Annotated in this window: 21 protein-coding genes; 18 read left to right on the forward strand and 3 right to left on the reverse strand. The window is 56.0% G+C overall.

All coding sequences use genetic code 11. The annotated features are described in order from the left end of the window. Positions 1-64: 64 nt before the first annotated feature. The 15 genes from speB (at position 65) to VSR74_RS11775 (ending at position 14,357) form a co-directional block, all read left to right on the forward strand. The gene (gene speB / locus VSR74_RS11705) at positions 65-985 is read left to right on the forward strand and encodes an agmatinase (RefSeq protein WP_015963077.1); all 921 of its coding nucleotides are present in this window, start codon (positions 65-67) and stop codon (positions 983-985) included. A 655-nt stretch (positions 986-1,640) separates the two neighbouring features. Then, positions 1,641-1,964 carry a Rieske (2Fe-2S) protein gene (locus tag VSR74_RS11710; RefSeq protein WP_015963079.1) on the forward strand — a complete coding sequence of 108 codons (324 nt, stop codon included), beginning with the start codon at positions 1,641-1,643 and terminating at the stop codon, positions 1,962-1,964. After that, positions 1,961-2,269 carry a recombinase-like helix-turn-helix domain-containing protein gene (locus tag VSR74_RS11715; RefSeq protein WP_347794898.1) on the forward strand — a complete coding sequence of 103 codons (309 nt, stop codon included), beginning with the start codon at positions 1,961-1,963 and terminating at the stop codon, positions 2,267-2,269. The genes VSR74_RS11710 and VSR74_RS11715 overlap by 4 nt, the downstream gene beginning before the upstream one ends. A gap of 7 nt (positions 2,270-2,276) precedes the next feature. Next, complete coding sequence (locus VSR74_RS11720) at positions 2,277-3,299, forward strand: aromatic ring-hydroxylating dioxygenase subunit alpha (protein ID WP_347794899.1); 1,023 nt, start codon at positions 2,277-2,279, stop codon at positions 3,297-3,299. Next, positions 3,299-4,048: an SDR family oxidoreductase gene (locus VSR74_RS11725; RefSeq protein ID WP_347794900.1), complete on the forward strand. Its 750-nt coding sequence runs from the start codon at positions 3,299-3,301 to the stop codon at positions 4,046-4,048. Before VSR74_RS11720 ends, VSR74_RS11725 begins: the two co-directional genes overlap by 1 nt. Positions 4,049-4,064: 16 nt before the next feature. After that, entirely contained in the window at positions 4,065-4,853 is a 789-nt protein-coding gene (locus VSR74_RS11730) for an IclR family transcriptional regulator (protein WP_347794901.1), read from the forward strand. 87 nt (positions 4,854-4,940) lie between these two features. Beyond that, complete coding sequence (locus VSR74_RS11735; RefSeq protein ID WP_347794902.1) at positions 4,941-5,867, forward strand: VOC family protein; 927 nt, start codon at positions 4,941-4,943, stop codon at positions 5,865-5,867. Then, the gene (locus tag VSR74_RS11740) at positions 5,864-7,060 is read left to right on the forward strand and encodes an NAD(P)/FAD-dependent oxidoreductase (RefSeq protein ID WP_347794903.1); all 1,197 of its coding nucleotides are present in this window, start codon (positions 5,864-5,866) and stop codon (positions 7,058-7,060) included. Before VSR74_RS11735 ends, VSR74_RS11740 begins: the two co-directional genes overlap by 4 nt. A 26-nt stretch (positions 7,061-7,086) precedes the next feature. Continuing rightward, positions 7,087-8,343, forward strand: coding sequence for an MFS transporter (locus tag VSR74_RS11745; RefSeq protein WP_347794904.1), 1,257 nt, complete (start codon positions 7,087-7,089; stop codon positions 8,341-8,343). A 10-nt stretch (positions 8,344-8,353) separates the two neighbouring features. Beyond that, complete coding sequence (locus VSR74_RS11750) at positions 8,354-8,884, forward strand: cupin domain-containing protein (protein ID WP_347794905.1); 531 nt, start codon at positions 8,354-8,356, stop codon at positions 8,882-8,884. A 9-nt stretch (positions 8,885-8,893) separates the two neighbouring features. Continuing rightward, positions 8,894-9,664: an alpha/beta fold hydrolase gene (locus VSR74_RS11755; RefSeq protein ID WP_347794906.1), complete on the forward strand. Its 771-nt coding sequence runs from the start codon at positions 8,894-8,896 to the stop codon at positions 9,662-9,664. Next, positions 9,648-10,442: an SDR family oxidoreductase gene (locus VSR74_RS11760; RefSeq protein ID WP_347794907.1), complete on the forward strand. Its 795-nt coding sequence runs from the start codon at positions 9,648-9,650 to the stop codon at positions 10,440-10,442. Before VSR74_RS11755 ends, VSR74_RS11760 begins: the two co-directional genes overlap by 17 nt. A 9-nt stretch (positions 10,443-10,451) precedes the next feature. Next, positions 10,452-11,222 carry an aspartate dehydrogenase gene (locus VSR74_RS11765; RefSeq protein WP_347794908.1) on the forward strand — a complete coding sequence of 257 codons (771 nt, stop codon included), beginning with the start codon at positions 10,452-10,454 and terminating at the stop codon, positions 11,220-11,222. Positions 11,223-11,231: 9 nt separating this feature from the next. Continuing rightward, positions 11,232-12,701, forward strand: coding sequence for an aldehyde dehydrogenase (locus tag VSR74_RS11770; protein ID WP_347794909.1), 1,470 nt, complete (start codon positions 11,232-11,234; stop codon positions 12,699-12,701). A gap of 15 nt (positions 12,702-12,716) precedes the next feature. Next, positions 12,717-14,357, forward strand: a complete 1,641-nt coding sequence (locus VSR74_RS11775; protein ID WP_347794910.1) for a thiamine pyrophosphate-binding protein — start codon at positions 12,717-12,719, stop codon at positions 14,355-14,357. A 113-nt stretch (positions 14,358-14,470) separates the two neighbouring features. Here the strand turns inward: VSR74_RS11775 and VSR74_RS11780 are convergent, their stop codons facing one another. Then, the gene (locus VSR74_RS11780) at positions 14,471-15,739 is read right to left on the reverse strand and encodes an OprD family outer membrane porin (RefSeq protein WP_347794911.1); all 1,269 of its coding nucleotides are present in this window, start codon (positions 15,737-15,739) and stop codon (positions 14,471-14,473) included. Positions 15,740-16,190: 451 nt separating this feature from the next. After that, positions 16,191-16,949, reverse strand: a complete 759-nt coding sequence (loiP, locus tag VSR74_RS11785) for a metalloprotease LoiP (protein ID WP_347794912.1) — start codon at positions 16,947-16,949, stop codon at positions 16,191-16,193. 281 nt (positions 16,950-17,230) lie between these two features. Between loiP and tkt the strand changes: the two genes are divergently transcribed. Beyond that, positions 17,231-19,222 (forward strand): transketolase, encoded by a 1,992-nt coding sequence (gene tkt, locus VSR74_RS11790; RefSeq protein WP_347794913.1) that lies wholly within the window; start codon positions 17,231-17,233, stop codon positions 19,220-19,222. Positions 19,223-19,382: 160 nt separating this feature from the next. Here tkt and VSR74_RS11795 read toward each other — a convergent pair whose 3' ends face one another. After that, entirely contained in the window at positions 19,383-20,258 is an 876-nt protein-coding gene (locus VSR74_RS11795; RefSeq protein WP_411914254.1) for a prohibitin family protein, read from the reverse strand. 834 nt (positions 20,259-21,092) lie between these two features. Here VSR74_RS11795 and epd point away from each other — a divergent pair. Further along, positions 21,093-22,112, forward strand: a complete 1,020-nt coding sequence (epd, locus tag VSR74_RS11800) for an erythrose-4-phosphate dehydrogenase (protein ID WP_347794914.1) — start codon at positions 21,093-21,095, stop codon at positions 22,110-22,112. A gap of 48 nt (positions 22,113-22,160) precedes the next feature. After that, on the forward strand, positions 22,161-23,324 hold the full coding sequence (gene pgk / locus VSR74_RS11805) for a phosphoglycerate kinase (protein WP_347794915.1): 1,164 nt from the start codon (positions 22,161-22,163) through the stop codon (positions 23,322-23,324). Positions 23,325-23,352 lie beyond the last annotated feature (28 nt).

Consider the following 23,352-nt stretch of genomic DNA (forward strand, 5'->3'; position numbering starts at 1 on the left):
TCCTCGTCGGGCCTAACGACGCGGAGGGGATTTTTTTTATCGACTTTATGAAGAGGTCATACCCATGAGTACCTTAGGAAATCAGTACGATAACTCCCTGGTATCTAACGCATTTGGTTTTTTACGTTTGCCGCTGAACTTCCAACCGTATGACAGCGATGCCGACTGGGTGATCACCGGCGTACCGTTTGATATGGCGACCTCTGGTCGTGCCGGCGGCCGTCATGGCCCGGCGGCGATCCGCCAGGTGTCCACCAACCTTGCCTGGGAACACAATCGTTTCCCGTGGAACTTCGACATGCGCGAGCGCCTGAACGTCGTCGACTGCGGCGATCTGGTTTACGCCTTCGGCGATGCCCGCGAAATGAGTGAAAAACTGCAGGCGCATGCGGAAAAACTGCTGGCTGCCGGTAAGCGTATGCTCTCTTTCGGCGGCGATCACTTCGTTACACTGCCGCTGTTGCGCGCTCACGCGAAACACTTCGGTAAAATGGCGCTGGTGCACTTTGACGCCCACACCGACACCTACGCTAACGGCTGCGAATTTGACCACGGCACCATGTTCTATACTGCGCCGAATGAAGGGCTGATTGACCCGAATCACTCGGTACAGATCGGGATCCGTACCGAGTTCGATAAAGATAACGGTTTCACCGTGCTCGATGCCTGCCAGGTGAACGATCGCACCGCCGATGACATCATCGCGCAGGTGAAACAGATAGTCGGCGATATGCCGGTATATCTGACCTTCGATATCGACTGCCTCGATCCCGCCTTCGCGCCGGGTACCGGTACGCCGGTGATCGGTGGCCTGACGTCTGACCGTGCCATTAAACTGGTACGCGGCCTGAAAGATCTCAATATTGTTGGGATGGATGTCGTGGAAGTGGCTCCGGCTTACGATCAGTCTGAGATTACTGCGCTCGCCGCAGCGACTCTGGCGCTGGAAATGCTTTACATCCAGGCAGCGAAAAAAGGCGAATAAGCGTCAAAATGATGACGGCTGCTGCGCGACAGATGCGCAGCAGCACTATTGTCTGATGATAATCCATCACCCAGAAGACAAGATTTTATTAACAGTTATTGCAACATTTTGTTTTCATTTATCGCGATGTGAAGGATTGAATCGTCAGGATGAAGTATTTCCTCAATATTTATCCGGTCAATCAAATAAATTACAATTAGCAACATCAAGCCTGTTTACCCCTGCCGAAACGTCAAAAGTCATCTCCTCTGTTCTGCCCGAAATAATATTTCGTATTTTATCTTTATAGTTTCAGAGTGAAAATGTATCACCAATGAAACCTTTTGATATTAAAGAGTTATTTTTTTTATTGTTTCACCTGTGAAACTCGGTGTTGGCGTATTTTTCTATTCTTTCAAAAAATCCAGGTTCAAAAGCCAATATCGAAGAATGCAAAATAAAGTCTATTTATAAAACCGATTACTTCTCCTGTTAAAAATCACAATTTCATATCTATGCAGTTTTTCGTGATCGATTACACACTTAGCTAATTAATTGCATAGCACTTAACAAAAACGTCACATTTGCGCTTGACGAAACATTCATCGCTTTTATATTGAGCGTATTAAATAAGAAACACAGTTTCATATATGAAACAAAAGCCTGGAGGAGTGCGATGAGCTGGATAGGCGTATGTGACGCGGAGCAGGTACAGGAAGATTTCCCTTATAGCGGCAACATTGAAGGTAAAGAGATCGGTATTTATCTGGTCGATGGCGAGTTTTACGCGCTGGAAGACGTGTGTCCTCACGCTTATGCGCTGCTGAGCCAGGGGTTTGTCGAAGATGGCAAGGTGGAATGCCCGCTGCATGAAGCGGTGTTTGACGTTAAGACCGGGCAGTGCCTGCACGGGCCTGGCGGCCGCAACCTGAATCGTTACCCGGTTCGGGTATTCGAAAACCAAATTCAGATCACTTTCATTGAGGAGACCGTGGCATGAGCGAAACCCTGGATTTCAACCCAGCACTGCCGGAAAGCCGCCAGTTTACCCCGCCTGCTGAAGGCGGTAATGGCAATATTCATAAGCCGGGTGATTATCAGAACCTCATCTGGCAAACCCGCAGCCGCGTACCGGAAAACTGGGAACTGCTGCTGATCACGGCGCTGGAAGAACTCTTCGAGCAGGGCGTGGAAACGCTGCCGGAACTGGTCAACGGGCTGAACGCCATTCGTATGTATGACCAGCAGGGTCAGGCGTGGAGCGATGCCAGCTTCCAGGCGTTTTTGCAGGTTAACGGTTACTGAGGGGCGGGTGATGACAACAGTACAAAACTATCTCGATAAAGGGTTACGTGGTTTGTGGTATCCGGTGCTGGCGAGCTGGGAAGTGCAGTCTGCCCCGGTCGGCATTACTCGCCTTGGTGAGCAAATTGTGGTGTGGCGCAACAAAGATGGTCAGGTACAGGCGCTGGAAGATCGCTGCCCACACCGTGGCGCACGTCTGTCGATGGGCTGGAACCTGGGCGATCGCATCGCCTGTTGGTATCACGGCGTGGAAGTGGCGGGCAATGGTGAAGTGAAAGATGTTCCGGCGGTGGATCGTTGCCCACTGGTGGGCCAGCAGTGTGTGCGCAGCTACAACGTGCAGGAAGCGCACGGCGCGATCTTCCTCTGGTTTGGCGTCACGGCGGATCAACAACCTGACGAGCTTACCTTCCCGGAAGAGCTGGCTGACACCGAAAGCTACAGCAATTTCCTCTGCTCCGCCGCATGGAAATGTAACTACCAGTACGCGCTGGAAAACGTCATGGATCCCATGCACGGCACCTATCTGCACTCCTCTTCCCATTCGATGGCGGAAGGCGATCGCAAAGCGGATATGGTACTGCAACCGACGAAAACCGGCTTCATCTTCGAGAAAAAAGGGCAGAGTGGCGTCAACTTCGACTGGGTGGAACTGGGCAACAGCGGCACCTACTGGATGCGTCTGTCCATTCCGTACAAAAAGCGCTTTGGGCCGGGCGGCCACTTCTGGATTGTCGGCATGGTGGTTCCGGAAGACAACGACAACTGCCGCGTTTTCTTCTGGCGTATCCGTCGTGTGCAGGGCTGGCAGCGCGATCTCTGGCGTTTCATGTACCGTAACCGCCTGGAAAAACTGCACTGGGAAGTGCTGGAGCAGGATCGCGTGGTGCTTGAAAGCCTGGCGCCAAATGCCCGTGACCATGAATACCTCTATCAGCATGATGTTGGACTGTCCCGTCTGCGCCGCATGATGCAGAAAGCGGCGAAAGAGCAGTTGGCAGCCCGTGAAGAACAGCAGGGTGCGGCCTGATGCACGGTTTACTGAACGGCAAACGCGTGGTGGTGACGGGCGCGGCGCGCGGTCTGGGCTTCCATTTCGCCAGGGCCTGCGCGGAGCAGGGCGCAGCGGTTGTGATGTGCGACATCCTGGCGGGCGAACTGGCAGAGAGCGCGCATCAATTACGTGAGCAGGGTTATCGCATCGAAGATTATGCGATTGATTTAGCTGACAGCGATTCGATCGACGCGGCATTTGCGGCAATCGGAGAACAGGGCGCAATCGACGGGCTGGTGAATAACGCGGCGATGGCGACCGGCGTCGGCGGCAAAAACATGATCGACTACGATCCCGATCTCTGGGATCGGGTGATGCGCGTTAACGTGAAGGGCACCTGGCTTGTGACGCGCGCTGCCGTTCCTTTGCTGCGCGAAGGCGCCGGAATTGTCAACGTGGCTTCCGACACCGCACTGTGGGGGGCGCCACGCCTGATGGCTTATGTCGCCAGTAAAGGCGCGGTGATTGCCATGACCCGTTCGATGGCGCGTGAGCTCGGCGAAAAACGTATTCGTATCAATGCCATTGCGCCTGGTCTGACGCGGGTGGAGGCCACGGAATATGTGCCTGCTGAACGTCATCAACTGTATGAAAATGGCCGGGCGCTGGCTGGCGCGCAGCAGCCGGAAGATGTCACCGGCAGCGTGCTGTGGCTACTGAGCGATCTATCCGGGTTTGTCACCGGGCAGCTTATTCCGGTTAACGGCGGTTTTATTTTTAACTGAGCAGGACGGAGACAGCATGGCGAACGAGCAGGAAATTAAGTACCTGGTGCCCGGTCTGGAGCGCGGCCTACAGTTGCTGCTGGCCTTTGGCGAACAGCACCGCGACCTCACTTTCGCCGAACTTCACCGCCTGGTGGATATGCCGAAAGCAACGGCTTACCGCGTGGTTCAAACGCTGGAATATATGGGATTTCTGGAGCGCAACCCGCGTACTAACACCTTCTCTCTGGGGATGAACGTGCTGCGCCTCGGTTTCGAATATATCGCCTCGCTTGATGTGGCGCAGGTGGGGCAGCCGGTGATTGAGCAACTGCGTGACAGCAGCCAGTGCAGCAGCCATCTGGCTATCCGCGACGGGCGTGACATTATCTACATCGCCCGCGTCAGTGCTGCCGGCTCGCGCATCAACCACGTCAGTATCGGTACACGTCTGCCGGTGCACTGCACCTCGCTGGGTCGTATGTTACTGACGGATGTCTCGCGCACGGAGTTCGAACAGATTTTCCCCAGTGAACGCCTGCCAGGCAATACCCTCGGTCAGCCGCATGACCGGGAAGCGCTGTGGCAGATGGTACAGCAGGATAAAGCGCGGGGTTATGTGATCGGCGAATCGTTCTTCCGCGAAGGGATCTCCTCCATCGTCTACCCGGTCTATGACCGTAGCGGGCGCGTGGCGGCGGTGGTCAGCATTCTGGTGCCCTCGGAACAGGTGCCGCAAACCGATCGCTGTCGGTTGCAAAACGATGTTCGCATGGCGGCGGACAAAATCTCTGGCTTTTTAGGATACCTTTCACAAGCCAGCTAAATCAAACAGTTAGATGCAGGCGCTGACAGGCGTCGGGCATGCTCTACGCCCAAATTTGGGCGGTGAACGGCAAAGAGGCAACGAACCATGAGTGTAATCGGAATTGAAAAGCTGGAGTTTGGCGTAGATGACCTGGCCCACAGCGCGAAATTTATGGCTGATTTTGGCCTGAAGAGTGACGCCAGCGGACGCCGTTTCACCACCCTGAGCGGGGCAAGCGTGGAGCTTAACCCACTTGATGCGCCAGCGCTGCCAGAGGCATTTGAAGCGGGTAACACCCTGCGTCGGATGAGTTGGGGCGTGGCTTCTCAGGCTGAGCTGGATGCCCTGCGTCCAAAGCTTGAAACTCAGCCGGGTTTTCGTGAAGTGGACGGCGCGATGGAGTGCCGCGACCCAAACGGCATGACCCTGCGCGTACAGGTGAGCCAACAGCAGGCGGTGGAACTGAATGTCGAGCCGATTAACCAGTGGGGCGATGCCCGCCGTATCGACACCCCAAGCCCGGTCTACGAGCGTGCGGAGCCTATCAACATCGGCCATGTGGTGTTCTTTGTTGAAGAACTGGCCGCCGTCGAGAAATTTTACCGTGAAGTGCTGGGCTTCCAGGTCTCTGACCGTTACATCAATCGCGCGGTGTTTCTGCGCTGCCAGGCGCGTGGCGGCCATCACAATCTCTTCCTGCTGCAACTGCCGAACCGCAAGCGCGGGCTGAACCACGTGGCCTTTACCGTGCGCGATATTCATGAAGTGATAGGTGGCGGCATTGCGATGAATAAACACGACTGGAGTACGTTCATCGGCCCGGGCCGCCACCCGGTCTCGTCCGCCTATTTCTGGTATGTGAACAGCCCGACCGGCGGCGCGTTTGAGTACTACACCAACGACGACTACCTGACTGAGAAGTGGCAGCCGCGTGAGCTGGAACACTCTCTGGTCTCCTTTACCGAATGGGCGGTGGAAGGCGGAATCGACCATGACACCCGTCGCCAGCAGAAAAAACCGGAGGCGGTATGACGGCGCAGATTGTCATTATCGGCGGCGGCCAGGCGGGAGGTTGGGCCGCGAAAACCCTGCGTGATGAAGGCTTTGACGGCGAGATTTGCGTGGTGGCGGAAGAGGCGTGGGATTTCTACGAGCGCCCCCCGCTCTCTAAGGCAGCACTGCTGGAGGCGGCTCCGACGCTGCCGCGCCTGTTCAGCGAAGAAACCCAGCAGGCGCTGGATCTTCGCTGGTATCGCCCATTACGCGCTGAAGCGATTGACCCACAGGCGAAAACGGTACTACTGAGCAACGGAGAGTCGCTTAGTTACAACATGCTTTTACTCGCAACCGGCGGGCGGGCGCGCCTGCCGGGGGAGGCGTGGAAGGCTCATCCGCAGGTCTATACCCTGCGTCACTGGCAGGATGCGCAGCGACTCAAGCGCCGTCTGGCGGAAAGCCAAAAACTGGCGATTATCGGCGGCGGCTGGATTGGCCTGGAAATCGCTGCCTCGGCGCGTAAAAGCGGTATCGCAGTCACGCTTTTTGAGCAACAACCGGCGTTGTGTATGCGCTCGGTGAGTGCGGACGTTTCCGCAGAATTACTGGCGATTCACCAGCAGCAGGGCGTTGATGTGCGCACTGGATGCGGGGCGCTCGAACTGGAAGAATCAAATGCCAACGCGGTGATCCACTGCGAAGGTCGCCGGGAGATCTTCGATGCGGTCGTGGTGGGGATCGGCGTCGATCTCAACCTGGAGCTGGGGCGCGATGCCGGGCTGAAAACCGAGCGCGGCATCGTGGTCGATGCGCAGGGACGCACGTCCGATCCGGCCATTTTCGCTGTCGGTGATGTGGCACAGCATGCGGCTTATGGCCTTTGCGTACAGTCCTGGGCGTTTGCGCAAAATCAGGCGGTGGCGACGGCAAAAGCGATGCTTGATCCCGCCGCGCCGGGTTACGACGACGTGCCCTGGCTATGGTCGGATCAATACCAGCATAACATTCAGATCCTCGGCATCCCGCAGCCGGGTAGCCGAACGGTGGTGCGGCGTGAAGAGAAAGGATCGCTCTTTTTCTCGCTCAACGCGAACGGCACGCTGAATCAACTGGTGGCGTTTAACGATCCGCGCACCGTTAAGCTTGCGAAACGCTGGATGGCAAGCGGGCGCGATCTGAACGCCGAGCCATTGGGCGATCCCGCATTTTCACTGATGTCACTACGCTAACCGCGACGTAACCCTCAGGGGGGAACATGAGCACATTAGAGAACAACACCGCGCCCGTTGAGGCGCGCGGTGAGGGCGTCTGCACGCCCGAAAACACGGTTCGCTGGGCTATTCCGCTGTCGCTGCTGGCCTGCGTCCTGCTGGCGTTTTTCGACAAAATCAGCATCGCAGCCCTCTTTTCCGACGGCCATTTCCAGCAGGCGATGGGCATTGATTTTGATACCACGCGTCTTGGCATTCTGATGAGCGCATTTCTGCTGAGCTACGGGTTCTCTTCCGTACTGCTGAGCGGGCTGGGCGACAAGATTGCACCGTTGCGTCTGCTCACCGGAATGATGGTGGTGTGGTGCGTACTAATGGTGGCGATGAGCTTTACCCACAACTACACGCTGATGGTGACGCTGCGCATTCTGCTCGGCGTCGCGGAAGGGCCGCTCTTCCCGCTGGCCTTCGCCATCGTGCGCCACACCTTCCCGCAGCATTTACAGGCGCGCGCCACCATGCTCTGGCTGCTGGGGACACCTGTAGGCGCGGCGATTGGTTTCCCGCTTTCCATCTGGTTGCTTAATACCTTCGGCTGGCAGAGCACCTTCTTTGCCATGGCGCTGTTAACCGTCCCGGTGCTGATTCTGGTGCGCATTGGCCTGCGCGGCGTACAACTGAAGGCGAAGCAGGAGCCCACGCAGCAGTCGCAGCAGGAGCGACGCGCCGCGCGACAGGAACTGTTTGTCAGCGCCCATTTCTGGATGATTTGCGTCTTCAACATCGCTTTTCTCACCTATCTGTGGGGCATAAACGGCTGGCTGCCGGGCTACCTGATTAAAGGTAAAGGCATTCACCTGGAACATGCGGGCTGGCTCTCTTCGATGCCGTTCATCGCCATGTTGCTGGGTGAAGTGATTGGCGCATGGCTTTCTGACCGCGTTGATAAACGCGCCGCCGCCTGTTTTATCTCGATGGCGGGGGCGGCGGTTGGCCTGACGGCGGTGCTGCACCTGGATACGCCGCTAACCATCATTGCCGCCATGAGCTTTAGCACCTTTATGTGGGGGGTTGGTGCGCCGAACATCTTTGCGCTGCTGGCAAAAGCGACCCATCCCCGGGTCAGCGCCACGGCAGGCGGGATTTTTAACGGGCTTGGAAACTTTGCCGGGGCGTTATCCCCGGCGGTGATGGGGGCGCTAATCGCCTTCACCCATAGCATGGATTCCGGGCTGATCTTTCTGGTAGTGATGGCGACCGTCGGTTGCGTCCTGTTACTGCCGCTGCTTAAACGTTACTGAGGAGTGTCTCATGTCTGATTCAACCGTAAGCGCGAAAAACGGCATCAAGCCAGAAAACCTGACCATGGAAGAGTGGGTGGAGTCGCGTATTGCCCGCTTTGAAGGGCGTAAGTACGACTGGAATGCGCTGAAGTTCCAGGCCGATTTCGATCCGAAATACCGTCGCGCCCAGATGCGTTACATCGGCACCGGGGCGACCGGCGTCGCCAGCGATACCAATACCGTCGCCGCGGAGCATTTCACCTTCTCGACAATGGTACTGCCGTCGAAATGCGAAGGCCCGCTGCATCTGCACGATGACGTGGAAGAGGTTTTCTTCATGCTGAAAGGGCAAATCACGCTGATGATCCAGGATGGTGATAACTACACCGAGACGGTGTTGCGCGAGCGTGACCTGATTTCCGTTCCGGCGGGGATTTATCGCGGTCTGTTTAACCACGGCGAAGAAGAGGCGCTGATGTGCGTGATGCTTGGCACCAAAAAACCGGAGATCCCAACCTATCCGGCCGACCATCCGCTGTCGAAAGTTAAACGCAACTAAGGGGCGCTCATGACGGGTTTTCGTGAACAGGGCCATGGTGTACCGGTAATGCTGTTGCACGGCATCAGTTCCGGCGCCGCCTCCTGGCATAAGCAGATGGCGCTACCGGGTTGCCGCGTGCTGGCCTGGGATATGCCGGGCTATGGCGAAAGCCCGATGCTGGCAGTCGCGCAGGCGAACGCGGGCGATTATGCCGACGCGCTGGCGCTGTTGCTCGACCGCGCGGGCGTCTGGCAAGCGGTCGTGGTGGGGCACTCGTTGGGGGCGATGGTCGCCAGCGCGTTTGCCGCGCGTTATCCCGAACGTGTTGCACTGCTTCTGCTGGCCGATCCGGCGCAGGGGTATGGCAATGCGCCGGCGGAGAAGCGCGAGCAGGTATGGCGCAGCCGTGAACAACAGATTGCCATGGGCGGTGAGATCCTCGCGCAAACCCGTGCGGCTGCGCTGCTACACCCGGCGGCGCGCCAGGAGGATGTGGCGACGGTGGCATCAGGTATGCGCCGCCTGCGCCCGGAAGGGTATCTGGCGGCGGCATGGATGCTGGCACATGACGATATCCATCGCTGGCTGGAACACTATGACGGCGCGTTTAGCGTTTGCTGTGGTGAACAGGACGCCATCACGCCACCGGAAGCCGCGCAGGCGCTGGCGGCGCGCTACGGCATGCCTTATATCACCGTTCCCCATGCCGGGCATGCCAGCTATCTCGATAACGATACAACATTTAATCAATGGCTTTTGCAGGCAATGGAAGAGGTGCGCGATGAATGCACAAATTGAAGGGCGTGTAGCGGTAGTCACCGGAGGATCTTCGGGAATTGGTTTCGAAACCTTACGCCTGTTACTGGGTGAAGGCGCAAAGGTGGCGTTTTGCGGGCGCGATCCGGACAGGCTCGCCAGCGCGCATGCCGCATTACTCAATGAATTTCCGCAGGGGGAGATTTTCTCCGCCTGCTGCGATGTGCTGAAAGAAGAGGATGTGCAGGCATTCGCCGCGGCCGTCAAGGCGAGTCTCGGCAATGTCGACATGCTGATCAATAACGCCGGGCAGGGGTTTGTCGCCCACTTTGCCGATACCCCGCGCAGCGCGTGGTTGCATGAAGCGGAGCTAAAGCTGTTTGGCGTGATCAACCCGGTGCAGGCGTTTTTAAGCCAGCTTGAAGCGTCGGATATCGCCTCGATCACCTGCGTGAACTCGCTGCTGGCGCTACAGCCTGAAGAGCACATGATTGCCACCTCCGCCGCGCGCGCCGCGCTGCTTAATATGACGCTTACTCTGTCGAAAGATCTGGTGGCGAAAGGCATTCGAGTCAATTCAATTCTGTTGGGCATGGTGGAGTCCGGCCAGTGGCAGCGCCGATATGAACAGCGCAGCGATAAAAGCCAGAGCTGGCCTGAATGGGCTGGCGATATCGCCCGTAAACGCGGCATCCCGATGGGGCGGCTTGGCAAACCGCAGGAGCCTGCGCAGGCGCTGCTGTTTCTTGCCTCGCCGCTGGCCTCGTTCACCACCGGGGCGGCGCTGGATGTTTCCGGCGGGTTCTGTCGTCATCTCTGAGGAGAGCTTATGAAAAAGGTGATGTTAATTGGCTACGGCGCGATGGCGCAGGCGGTGATCGAGCGTTTGCCGGCCAATGTGGCGATCGGTTGGATCGTGGCGCGTGAATCCCACCATCAGGCGATCCTGGCGCGTTTTCACGGTGACGTGACCCCGCTGGTTGATCCGCTGGCTTGCGAAGGCGTTCCGGATCTGGTTCTGGAGTGCGCCAGCCAGCAGGCGGTGGCGCAGTATGGTGAAGCGGTACTCCGCCGTGGCTGGCATCTGGCGGTTGTCTCAACCGGCGCGCTGGCGGATAGCGAACTGGAAACGCGTCTGCTTAACGCGGGCGGAAAATTGACGCTGCTGGCAGGGGCGGTGGCGGGCATCGACGGGTTGTCGGCGGCGAAGGAGGGCGGCTTGCAGCGCGTCACCTATCAGTCGCGCAAAAGCCCGGCGAGCTGGCGCGGCAGCTATGCCGAGCAGTTGATCGACCTTGGCGCGGTGAAGGAAGCGCAAATCTTTTTTGAGGGTAGCGCACGCGAAGCGGCTCGCCTCTTTCCGGCGAACGCCAATGTGGCAGCCACCGTGGCGCTGGGCGGTGTGGGGATGGATGACACCCGCGTGCAGTTGATGGTTGATCCGGCAACGAAGCGCAACACGCATACCCTGCACGTTGAAGGGCTGTTTGGCGAATTTCACCTCGAACTCAGCGGACTGCCGCTCGCCAGCAATCCCAAAACTTCCACTCTGGCGGCACTGAGCGCGGTGCGCGCCTGCCGTGAACTGGCTCAGTGCTAAGAGGCTGATATGCAAGAACGCTCTATTTTTGTCGGCGGTGTCTGGCGGCGCGGTAACGGCGAGGCGATGACGAGCACCTTCCCGGCTGATGGCTCGCTGAATGCCACCATCAATGCCGCCAGCATTGATGACCTGAACGACGCGGTGAAGTGCGCTGAGCGCGCCTGGCGTGACCCGGCGTGGCGCAACGCACTGCCTCATCAGCGCGCGAAAGTGCTGCATAAGGTCGCTGATATTATCGAATTACGCTGCGATGAACTGGCGAAGATGCAGAGCCGTGATAACGGCAAACCGCTGGCGGAAGCGCGCGGTCTGGTGCTGAGCGCCGCGGGCACCGCACGTTACTTCGCCGCCGCCTGCGAGCTACTGGAAGGAGAACTGCCGACGCCGCGTATGGCGGATGTGCTGACACTCAGTCGTTATGAACCGCTGGGCGTGGTGGCGGCGATTACACCATGGAACTCGCCGATCGCCAGCGAAATGCAGAAAGTCGCCCCGGCGATTGCCGCGGGTAATGCGGTCATCCTCAAACCGGCGGAAGCCACGCCGTTGATGGCGCTGGAGCTGGCGCAGATCTTTGAACAGGCGGGATTACCCGCCGGGCTGCTGAGCGTATTGCCGGGTAAAGGTTCGGTGATTGGCGACGCATTAGCGCGTCATCCGTTGATCCGCAAAATATCTTTCACGGGCGGAACGACCACCGGGCGGCATCTGGCGCACGTCGCCGCAGAAAAACTGATCCCGGCCTCGCTCGAACTGGGCGGTAAATCGCCGACCATCGTGCTGGAGGACGCCGATATCGAGCAGGCGGCGCGCGGCATTTGTTATGGCATTTTCAGCTCCGCCGGGCAGGCGTGTATTGCCGGTTCGCGTCTGTTTATCCATCAGGCTGTCTATCAACCGCTGATGGCGCGATTACTGGAACTGACCCGCGCGCTGCGCGTGGGCCATCCGCACCAGGAAGGCACGCATATCGGGCCGCTGATTAATGATAAACACCGCAAAAGCGTGATGGATTACGTTGCGCTGGCGCAGCAAGAGGGCGGGCGGGTGTTGTGCGGCGGCGAAATACCTGCTGACCCGACGCTGGCGAACGGTAGCTATTTCCAGCCGACGATTATCGACGGGCTGAACAACCAGGCGCGTGTCTGCCAGGAAGAGATTTTTGGCCCGGTGCTGGTGGCGATGCCCTTTGCTGATGAAGACGCGCTGATTGCCGAGGCCAATTCATCAGTATACGGGCTGGCGGCGGGCATCTGGACGCGCGATACCGGACGAGCGCTGCGCCTGAGCGAGCGGCTGGAAGTGGGCACCGTGTGGATTAACACCTACAAAGTTTTCTCTATTTCGACCCCGTTCGGGGGCTTTAAAGAGAGCGGTCTGGGCCGCGAAAAGGGCATTCAGGGGCTGAAAGCCTGGATGCAACAAAAGAGCATTTATCTGGCGACGGGCAATAGCGTCAACCGCTGGTGCGACTAAAAGAAAGGGTGAGTTATGAGTGAAATGATTACCGTCGGCGAAGCCATCGCCAGAACGCTGGAACAGTACCAGGTTGAGGCCATCTATGGTGTTATCTCGATCCACAACCTGCCGATAGCGGATGCCGTCGGGCAGCGTGGCAATATACGCTTTGTCCCGGCGCGTGGCGAAGCAGGCTCAGTGACTATGGCCGATGCGCACGGGCGCTTTTCCGGCCTGGGCGTGGCGCTGACCAGTACCGGGGCGGGGGCGGGCAACGCCGTTGGCGCGCTGGTCGAAGCGATGAACGCCTGCACGCCGCTGCTGCATTTGACGGGGCAGGTGGAAAAAGCCTGGCTGGACGCCGATACCGGATTTATCCACGAAACCCGCGATCAATTGACCTTCCTGAAAGCCAGCTCAAAGCGTGCATACCGTATCAGCAACGCCAACCAGGCGATGGCGATCCTGAATAAAGCGATTCAGGAGGCGCAGACACCGCCGTGTGGCCCGGTGTCTGTGGAGATCCCTATCGATATTCAGGGGGCGAAAATCCCGGCCTCGCTGGTGACGGCGGCAGTGCGTCCGGCGACGCCTGCCGCTATGGATGCCGCAATCGTCGATGCGCTGTGGGCGCAGCTTAAGCAGGCGAAACAGCCGCTATTATGGTTAGGCGGCGGCGCGTTAGAGAGTGCGGCTGCGGTCAAAAAACTGGCGGATGCCGGTGTGACGGTCATTTCCAGTACGCACGCCCGTGGCGTGCTGGCGGATAACCATCGCGCCAGCCTGCGCGCATTCCATAACTCGCCTTCTGTGGAAGCGATTATGGCGCGCTGCGATTTCACCCTGGTGGCGGGGTCGCGCCTGCGCAGTAATGAAACCCGCTCCTGGACGTTGACGCTACCGGAACCGCGGGTGCAGGTTGATATCGACCCGGCGGCGGCGAGCCGTAATTACCTGATGGATCAAACCATTATCGCCGACTGTTCGACGTTGCTCAGCGCGCTGGCCGCGAAAGCGCAGGGGCGTGAATGGGGCAACAGCGCCTGGGATGAGCAGGTGCAGCAGGCGGTGGTTGCGGCGGAACAGGCGCTTCGCGAGCAGTGCGGCGCGTATGCCGGTTTGAACGATGCGATTGAACACGCGCTGCCGGATGACGGCATTCTGGTACGGGACATTACCGTTTCCGGTAGTCTCTGGGGCAGTCGATTATTCCGCGCACATCAGCCGCTGAAAAACATTCACTCCCTCGCCGGAGCGATTGGTATGGGCCTGCCAATGGCGATTGGCGCCGCTATTGCCAACCCGCAGCATAAAGTGGTGGGGCTGGTGGGAGATGGCGGCCTGAGCCTGAATCTGGGCGAGCTGGCGACGCTTGCGCAGGAGAAAGCCAACGTCACATTACTCATCATGAACGATGGGGGGTACGGCGTAATGCGCGGTATTCAGGATAAATATTTCGGCGGTCGCCAGTACTATAACGAACTGCATACGCCGGACTTCACCGCACTGGCGCAGGCGATAGGTTTGCAGGCATGGACGGTAAGTCGTGCGGAAGATTTCCAGGCGGCGATGACGGAAGCGCTGGCGATGCCCGGGCCATCGGTAGTGGAAGTGAGAATGGGTGAAATTGGCGCGCTGCGTTTTGCCGGGCCGCCGCAGAAGACGTTGTATTGAGGTGCAGGCTCCCTCACCCTCTCCCAAAAGGGGAGGGAACCGACAACACAAGATGTGACATTGTGCGACGGGTTTCACCCTCTCCCTTGGGAGAGGGCAGGGTGAGGGGGATATCAGAATACGTTGAACGGATACTCAACGTACACGCGAACTTCGTTCCCGCTCACGTTGTACTCGCTGGCGTTATTAGAGACGCGCAGTACGGAGTAACGTACTTTGAATTTCAGGTCTTTTGCCACGCCGTCCTGAACCTGGTATTGCACCTGGTTGAACCATTCGTGTTCTTTACCATTGCTGGTCTGCGAAGTTTTAATGTTATCGCCACGCACGTAAGCGGTAGTCCAGCTCAGACCCGGCAGGCCGAGACCCGCGAAGTCCAGGCCATAAGATGCCTGCCATGAACGTTCGTCTTCACCGTTAAAATCTGACCAGTAGGAGTTCGCCAGCCAGATGGTGTTGCCGCCATCGCCCACACCGCCCTGATTACGGTAGCCGCCATAGTTATAACCGGTGCTGCCGCTGCTCTGCTGATAAGCCACTTTAAAGGTATGAATATCCCAGATATAGCTGGCGGCCAGGCTCCAGATGCTGTTGCTACGGCCGGTATCCAGCGATTCGGCATAGCCCGGGGTCAGACGAGAATTGTAGCCATTGAAATCAAGAATCAACTGCTGCCCGGTGCTGAACGGCTGTTTGTAGTTCAGGCCCAGGTACTGTTTATTCATGACATCTTCGATGTGAGAGGCGTAAACTGCGCCGCTGAACTGGTCGTTAAACTGGTAGCTCGCGCCGCCGAAGGAGATACTTTCGAGGCCGGAGTTGTGGCTGTCGTCACTCTTGCGCTGTTCGTCGGTGAAGTAACCCGCATTCACTTCCAGGCCGTCGATCTCTTTTGAGGTCAACAGGGTACCGGTGTAAGTTTCGTACAACAGACGTGAATCATCCGCTGTCAGGATTGGCAGCGCCGGGCGCTGGGTACCGTAGCTCAGAACGGTATTCGAGAAACGCGCTTTTACCGTTGCGCCAAACTTCGCGAGGTCTGATTTCGCGCGGCCATCGTTGTCCTGGGCGAAGAAGTCGATCCCGCCTGCGCCGCTGCGGCCGCGGCCGCCGTCCAGGCGCACGCCGTACTGCGCGATACCGTCAACACCGAAGCCAACCACGCCCTGGGTAAAGCCGGATTCGAAGGTCGCGATAATTCCCTGACCCCATTCGGCTTTATCTTTCAGGCCATCCTGGTAGTCACGGTTGATATATGCATTGCGCAAAAATACATCTAAATGGCTGTCATCAACAAAACCCTGGCTCTCAGATTGTTGACTGGCAAATGCTGGTGTAGCGGCGATCAGGCCTAATGCAATTAATGATAATTTATTTTTCACGGCGGGAACGTCTCTGTCTGTCTATATTAAAAGTATTGTGTTCTTCGCGATATTCTCCTGAATGAATAGCGATTGCAATCATTATGTGTGTAAATGTTTCGCGACTATTGCCGGGTATGTCAGGCCACGTCAGCCAAGGCTTACAGGGGGTAGACTATGGATTATGTGGCATTGGTTTATTCTCAAGGAGAGAATGAACAGGAAGTTTGTAAATGACAAAATAAATATCTTTTGAAATGCGATATTTTGAAATTATTAATAGAGCGAAGTTCAACTTATGTTAGCAATTCGTGCTATTAAATTGGCGAATGATGCTATTTTCTGATGAATAAAATAATCGTATTAGCTTTGCACAATTATTCATAATGAGGTTAAAGGGGAGGGGCGGTGCGCGCTGATGCCCTCACCCCGGCCCTCTCCCACGGGGAGAGGGAGAAAACCGGGAGGGAAGTTACTTAATCCCGTCTGCAGCAAGACGCTGGCGAATATGCGCCGCACGTTCCTGTGACGCCGGGTGGTCGTCAAACATGGAGCTCTGGCGACCCTCTTCCAGTTTGGCCAGTTTCTCGAAGCTGGTGGCAAGCCCGGTTGGGTTGATGCCGCGCTTACGCAACAAGTCGTAAGAGTAGTCGTCGGCTTCCGCTTCCTGGCGCTGGGTGAACTGAGAATTAACCAGTTTCTCGCCTAAATCCCCCAACTGAGACTGGGAGAGGCTGCCGACAATACCGCCTGCGGAGGCGGCCGCAGCGCGCAGCGCATTGGTGCCAATCGCCACCTGCATCCCTTTTTTGACGTGGCCTAATGCGACGTGGCCCATTTCGTGACCAATCACCGCTTCAACTTCATTGTCGTTCATCATGTCCATCAGGCCGCTGTAAACGCGGATACAGCCATTTGCCATCGCGAACGCGTTAACGTCTTTTGCTACATAGACCTTGTAGTTAACGGGCTGCCCGTTAATGTCATTGCCCAGCGCGCTGGCAATTTTGTTAAGACGCGTCATGTACTCGCTATTCGCGGGCGCAATAGTGGCTTTTGCGTCCATGTCCTTACAGGCCTGATCACTCAGCGCCTGTACCTGTTCATCGCTCAGAGAAAAGGCCTGAAATGCGCCAGCGCCTGAGCTTAACATGCCGTTTGAATCCATATTCTGACAGCCGCTCAGCAGCAGTGAAGCACCCAGAGCCAGCACAATTGCACGTGTTTTCATTGTTTTATTCCGAACTCGTTTATCTAAATAAATTCTTAAAAGTGCCCCAGAACAACGGAGCCGGAGAGAACCTAAGTATAAAGAAAATCCTTAAAGATGAGCGAGAGGTTTGCACAGAGTGTGCCCTGTTCCGGAGATTTCTGAAGCGGCAAAAGGATGCTCCATGTACATGACTTGTCGCTTGGGTTACATTGTTGGCACTTTTTTCTGGCGTAGCCCATAACGCGCGGTCGTCAAGTCGTTAAGGGGCATAGCCTTCAACAGTCCGAACTGGAGTCAAAATGTCCTCACGTAAAGAGCTTGCTAATGCTATTCGTGCGCTGAGCATGGACGCAGTACAGAAAGCCAAATCCGGTCACCCGGGTGCCCCGATGGGTATGGCTGACATTGCCGAAGTCCTGTGGCGTGATTTCATGAACCACAACCCGCAGAACCCTTCCTGGGCTGACCGTGACCGCTTCGTGCTGTCTAACGGCCACGGCTCCATGCTGATTTATAGCCTGCTGCACCTCACCGGTTATGATCTGCCGATGTCTGAACTGCAGAACTTCCGTCAACTGCACTCCAAAACGCCGGGACACCCGGAAGTGGGTTACACCGCTGGTGTAGAAACCACTACTGGCCCGCTGGGTCAGGGTATTGCCAACGCAGTCGGTATGGCTATTGCAGAAAAAACGCTGGCGGCGCAGTTCAACCGTCCGGGCCACGACATCGTTGACCACTTCACCTATGCGTTCATGGGCGACGGCTGCATGATGGAAGGTATCTCTCACGAGGTATGTTCTCTTGCTGGCACCCTGAAACTGGGCAAACTGGTTGCGTTCTACGACGATAACGGCATCTCTATTGATGGCCACGTTGAAGGCTGGTTCACCGACGATACCGCTAAGCGTTTCGAAGCCTACGGCTGGCACGTGGTGCGTGGCGTTGATGGTCACGATGCTGATTCCATCAAACGCGCAGTAGAAGAAGCGCGCGCAGTGACTGACAAACCGTCCCTGCTGATGTGCAAAACCATCATCGGTTTCGGTTCCCCGAACAAAGCCGGTACTCACGACTCCCACGGTGCGCCGCTGGGCGACGCTGAAATCGCGCTGACTCGTGAAAAACTGGGCTGGAAATACCCTCCGTTCGAAATCCCGTCTGAAATTTATGCTCAGTGGGATGCGAAAGAAGCAGGCCAGGCGAAAGAATCAGCCTGGAATGAGAAATTCGCTGCTTACGCGAAAGCCTTCCCGCAGGAAGCTGCTGAATTTACTCGCCGTATGAAAGGTGAAATGCCGTCTGACTTCGACGCGAAAGCGAAAGAGTTCATCGCGAAGCTGCAGGCTAACCCGGCGAAGATCGCCAGCCGTAAAGCGTCTCAGAACGCGATTGAAGCTTTTGGCCCGCTGTTGCCAGAGTTCCTGGGCGGCTCCGCTGACCTGGCACCGTCTAACCTGACTCTGTGGTCTGGTTCTAAAGCTATCAACGAAGATACCGCCGGTAACTACATCCATTACGGTGTACGTGAATTTGGTATGACCGCGATTGCTAACGGTATCTCCCTGCACGGTGGCTTCCTGCCGTACACCTCCACCTTCCTGATGTTCGTAGAATACGCGCGTAACGCGGTGCGTATGGCTGCGCTGATGAAACAGCGTCAGGTGATGGTCTACACCCACGACTCCATCGGTCTGGGCGAAGATGGCCCGACTCACCAGCCGGTTGAGCAGGTGGCTTCTCTGCGCGTGACCCCGAATATGTCCACATGGCGTCCGTGTGACCAGGTTGAATCCGCCGTTGCGTGGAAATACGGTGTTGAGCGTCAGGACGGCCCGACCGCGCTGATCCTCTCCCGTCAGAACCTGGCGCAGCAGGAACGTACTCCTGAGCAACTGGCAAACATCGCTCGCGGTGGCTATGTGCTGAAAGATTGTGCCGGCCAGCCGGAACTGATCTTCATCGCGACCGGTTCTGAAGTTGAACTGGCCGTGGCGGCATACGAAAAACTGACTGCTGAAGGCGTGAAAGCGCGCGTGGTTTCCATGCCGTCTACCGACGCGTTCGACAAACAGGATGCGGCTTACCGTGAATCCGTGCTGCCGAAAGCGGTTTCTGCGCGTGTTGCGGTAGAAGCGGGTATCGCTGACTACTGGTTCAAATACGTTGGCCTGAACGGCGCAATCGTCGGTATGACCACCTTTGGTGAGTCTGCGCCGGCTGAGCTGCTGTTTGAAGAGTTTGGCTTCACTGTTGATAACGTGGTTGCGAAAGCAAAAGCGCTGCTGTAATCGGTAAGATGCTTTGTGAGAAGGGCCGCGAAAGCGGCCCTTTTTTATTGCCAATTGTCTTTGGATTTAAATCTCACAGGACTGGCAGAGACTTCTTTTTAAGGGTTTTGGTACGCCCTTCCAGGGCGTAATCAATGCCGCCTTCTATGAAGGTGGATATTTACTTCGTCGAAATAAACGGCACTGTTCCCCCGGGGATCATGGTATCCGGTAGTTTACCGTTCCAGCGTTCAGCGGTCGTCAACGCGATGAGATTCGGGTTATCGCGCAGCGCTTCGCCGCGCAGACGAATGGCTTCTGCTTCTGCCGCACCTTTCAAACGAATGGTCTCAGCTTCGGCTTTGGCTGCGGCCAGTTTACTTTCGGCTTCTGCCTGCGCCTGGGTGATGGCAATCTGCGCCTGGATTTTTTCGGTCTCCAGATTTTGTTTACGGGTTGCAATGGCGACCTCAGCCTTCATCCTGTCTTCAATCGATTTTTCATAGGCATCGGAAAAGTCGATATTTTCAATTTGTACCCCGTCGATAACTACCGGGCCAATAACGGCTTTACGCATCGCGTTTTGCAGATCCTGCACCAGCTTAGTACGATCCTGTACTGCGCTGATGGCGGTGTACTGGCCAAATACGTTTTCCAGTTGTGTAGGAAGCTGGCGGACAATCAGCCTGTCTTTAAGCGCGTCAATGGTGTTGTAGGTGGTGTAGACCGCTCCGGCTTCTGAAGGCGGAATATGGAAGCTGACGGATACGGTCATTTGCGCGGGCTGTTGATCGCGACTGTAAGCCTGAAGCCCCTGATAAACCACCGCCTGATTGCGAGTGGAAATCTTTTCCACGCTTTCGATAAACGGGATTTTAAATCCAAGACCCGGCTCGGCAACTTTCACAATTTTTCCATAACGCAAGAGAATACCTCGCTCACCTTCGTTGACGGTGTACCAGGAGAGGAGCATCAGGAAAATAATAAGGAGTCCCGAAAAGGTGATGAATACAATCTTTTGGGGCTGAACAGGTATTTTTAGCGTGGGCGCTTTCATGACTTTCATCCGTGAGTAAAAAAACGGACGATGGCATAAGAAGTGTGAGGGTTAAAGTCCGCCAGCGTGCTTTCAGAATTTATAAAGGGAAGAACGGCCTGCGGTAAATGTGGATATTTTAGAAAAGCCCCGCTGAAGCGGGGCTAATCAAGGGGCAACGTTAGCCAGTTTCAAATTTAAGAATAGCGGTGTGGCATTCCTCCTTCGCTCTGCGTATCTATAACGCGATTAACCAAAGAGGGTTGTAAATAGTGATGTATCATTGAAGATACAATTAAATGAAGTACAACCATCAGTACGGCGAATTTCAGAATATCCATACCGCAAATCCTGCTTGAAGCGGCAAGCGTCAGCGGCTATCCTAAACCTGTTCAGAGTCATGGATCACCCCCGTAGTTTGCCTGTTTTATACCGCAACGACGGGGGTTTTCTTTTTCCAGTGCAAGGAGCCGCACGGAAAAAGTCCCCGCGCCGTTGCACCTGTCGATGGCTTACGCCTCGACGAGCAAATTTTACCCTTCATTTCGCCTAATCACTCATTCAGCGATAGTCTGAATCCGTACCCGGTCTTTATTCCATCGCCCGACACGTTCTGGCATAACGCTGCAAATTATTCCTGTAGAAATGTGATGTACGTCAGATTCCTGGCGCGTTTGTCTGGACAATCATTCCTTTTATTCCGTGTTTCGCTTATTCTGGCTGAAGCGTTTCAGTTGATGAAGTGCTCGACAATTGACCAATCAGTCACTGTTTGTGGCAGGTAAGGTTTCCCGGAATGAATTGCTGCATTACTCTGTCAGCCACTTTGCTTTGGGATGACCTTGCAGGAGACCTATGACCCTACGCGTAGCGATTAATGGCTTCGGTCGCATTGGGCGTAACGTGGTTCGTGCTTTGTATGAATCCGGACGCCGTGCGGAAATCACCGTGGTGGCAATCAATGAACTGGCGGATGCCGCAGGCATCGCGCATTTATTGAAATATGACACCAGCCATGGACGTTTTGCCTGGGATGTTCGCCAGGAACGGGAGCAGTTGTTTGTCGGCGACGACAGCATTCGTCTTCTGCACGAGCGCGAGATTAACGCGCTGCCCTGGCGCGAACTGTCCGTTGATGTGGTGCTTGATTGTACCGGCGTTTATGGCAGCCGTGCAGACGGTGACGCGCATATCGCCGCTGGCGCAAAGAAGGTGCTCTTTTCACATCCTGGCAGCAACGACCTCGACGCAACGGTCGTTTATGGTGTTAACCACGACGCGTTACGCCCTGAACACCGCATTGTCTCCAATGCCTCCTGTACCACGAATTGCATAATCCCCATTATCAAATTATTGGATGATGCCTGGGGCATTGAATCGGGAACGGTGACGACAATTCACTCGGCCATGCACGATCAACAGGTCATTGACGCGTATCACCCGGACTTGCGCCGTACTCGCGCCGCAAGTCAGTCTATTATTCCGGTGGATACGAAACTTGCCGCCGGGATTACGCGTATTTTTCCGCAGTTTAATGACCGTTTTGAGGCCATTGCCGTGCGCGTACCGACGATTAACGTCACGGCAATTGACCTCAGCGTGACGGTGAGTAACTCGGTAAATGCTAATGAAGTCAACCAGTTGCTGCAAAAAGCAGCACGGGGTGCATTTCATGGTATAGTTGACTATACGGAATTACCGTTGGTCTCAATAGATTTTAACCACGATCCGCACAGTGCCATTGTCGATGGTACGCAAACGCGGGTCAGCGGTGCGCATCTGATCAAAACGCTGGTCTGGTGCGATAACGAATGGGGCTTTGCTAACCGAATGCTCGACACCACGTTAGCGATGGCCGCACAAGGTTTCAGGTAGGGCGCGAATGCGTCTGCAAAACTTTATGAATCAACGAGAGGATTCACCATGTCTGTAATTAAGATGACCGATCTGGATCTTGCTGGTAAACGTGTTTTTATCCGTGCGGATCTGAACGTACCAGTTAAAGAAGGGAAAGTAACCAGCGACGCGCGTATCCGTGCTTCCCTGCCGACCATCGAACTGGCCCTGAAACAAGGCGCGAAAGTGATGGTAACCTCCCACCTGGGTCGTCCGACCGAAGGCGAGTACAACGAAGAATTCTCTCTGCTGCCGGTTGTTAATTACCTGAAAGACAAACTGTCCAACCCGGTACGCCTGGTTAAAGATTACCTGGACGGCGTTGAAGTCGCTGCAGGTGAACTGGTTGTTCTGGAAAACGTTCGCTTCAACAAAGGCGAGAAAAAAGACGACGAAGCGCTGTCCAAAAAATATGCCGCTCTGTGCGACGTATTTGTAATGGACGCATTCGGTACCGCTCACCGTGCACAGGCTTCTACTCACGGCATCGGCAAATTTGCTGACGTTGCGTGCGCAGGCCCGCTGCTGGCGGCTGAACTGGACGCGCTGGGTAAAGCGCTGAAAGAACCGGCTCGTCCGATGGTGGCTATCGTTGGTGGTTCTAAAGTTTCTACCAAGCTGACCGTTCTGGACTCTCTGTCAAAAATCGCTGACCAACTGATCGTTGGCGGTGGTATCGCCAACACCTTCGTTGCCGCTCAAGGCCACAACGTGGGTAAATCCCTGTATGAAGCTGACCTGGTTGACGAAGCTAAACGCCTGCTGACCACCTGCGACATCCCGGTTCCGACGGATGTTCGCGTGGCGACTGAATTTTCTGAAACTGCGACCGCTACCCTGAAATCTGTTAACGACATCAAAGATGACGAGCAGATTCTGGATCTGGGCGACGCTTCTGCAGAGAAACTGGCTGAAATCCTGAAAAACGCGAAAACCATCCTGTGGAATGGCCCGGTTGGCGTGTTTGAGTTCCCGAACTTCCGTAAAGGTACTGAAATCGTGGCTAACGCTATCGCCGACAGCGAAGCGTTCTCCATCGCAGGCGGCGGCGATACTCTGGCAGCAATCGACCTGTTCGGTATTTCTGACAAAATCTCCTACATCTCCACTGGCGGCGGCGCATTCCTCGAATTTGTGGAAGGCAAAGTGCTGCCAGCAGTTGCAATGCTCGAAGAGCGCGCTAAGAAGTAATGTTTGAGCAGGCGGGGAAACCCGCCTG

The organism is Pseudocitrobacter cyperus, assembly GCF_039889165.1.
GTDB classification, from domain to species: Bacteria; Pseudomonadota; Gammaproteobacteria; order Enterobacterales; family Enterobacteriaceae; genus Pseudocitrobacter; species Pseudocitrobacter cyperus.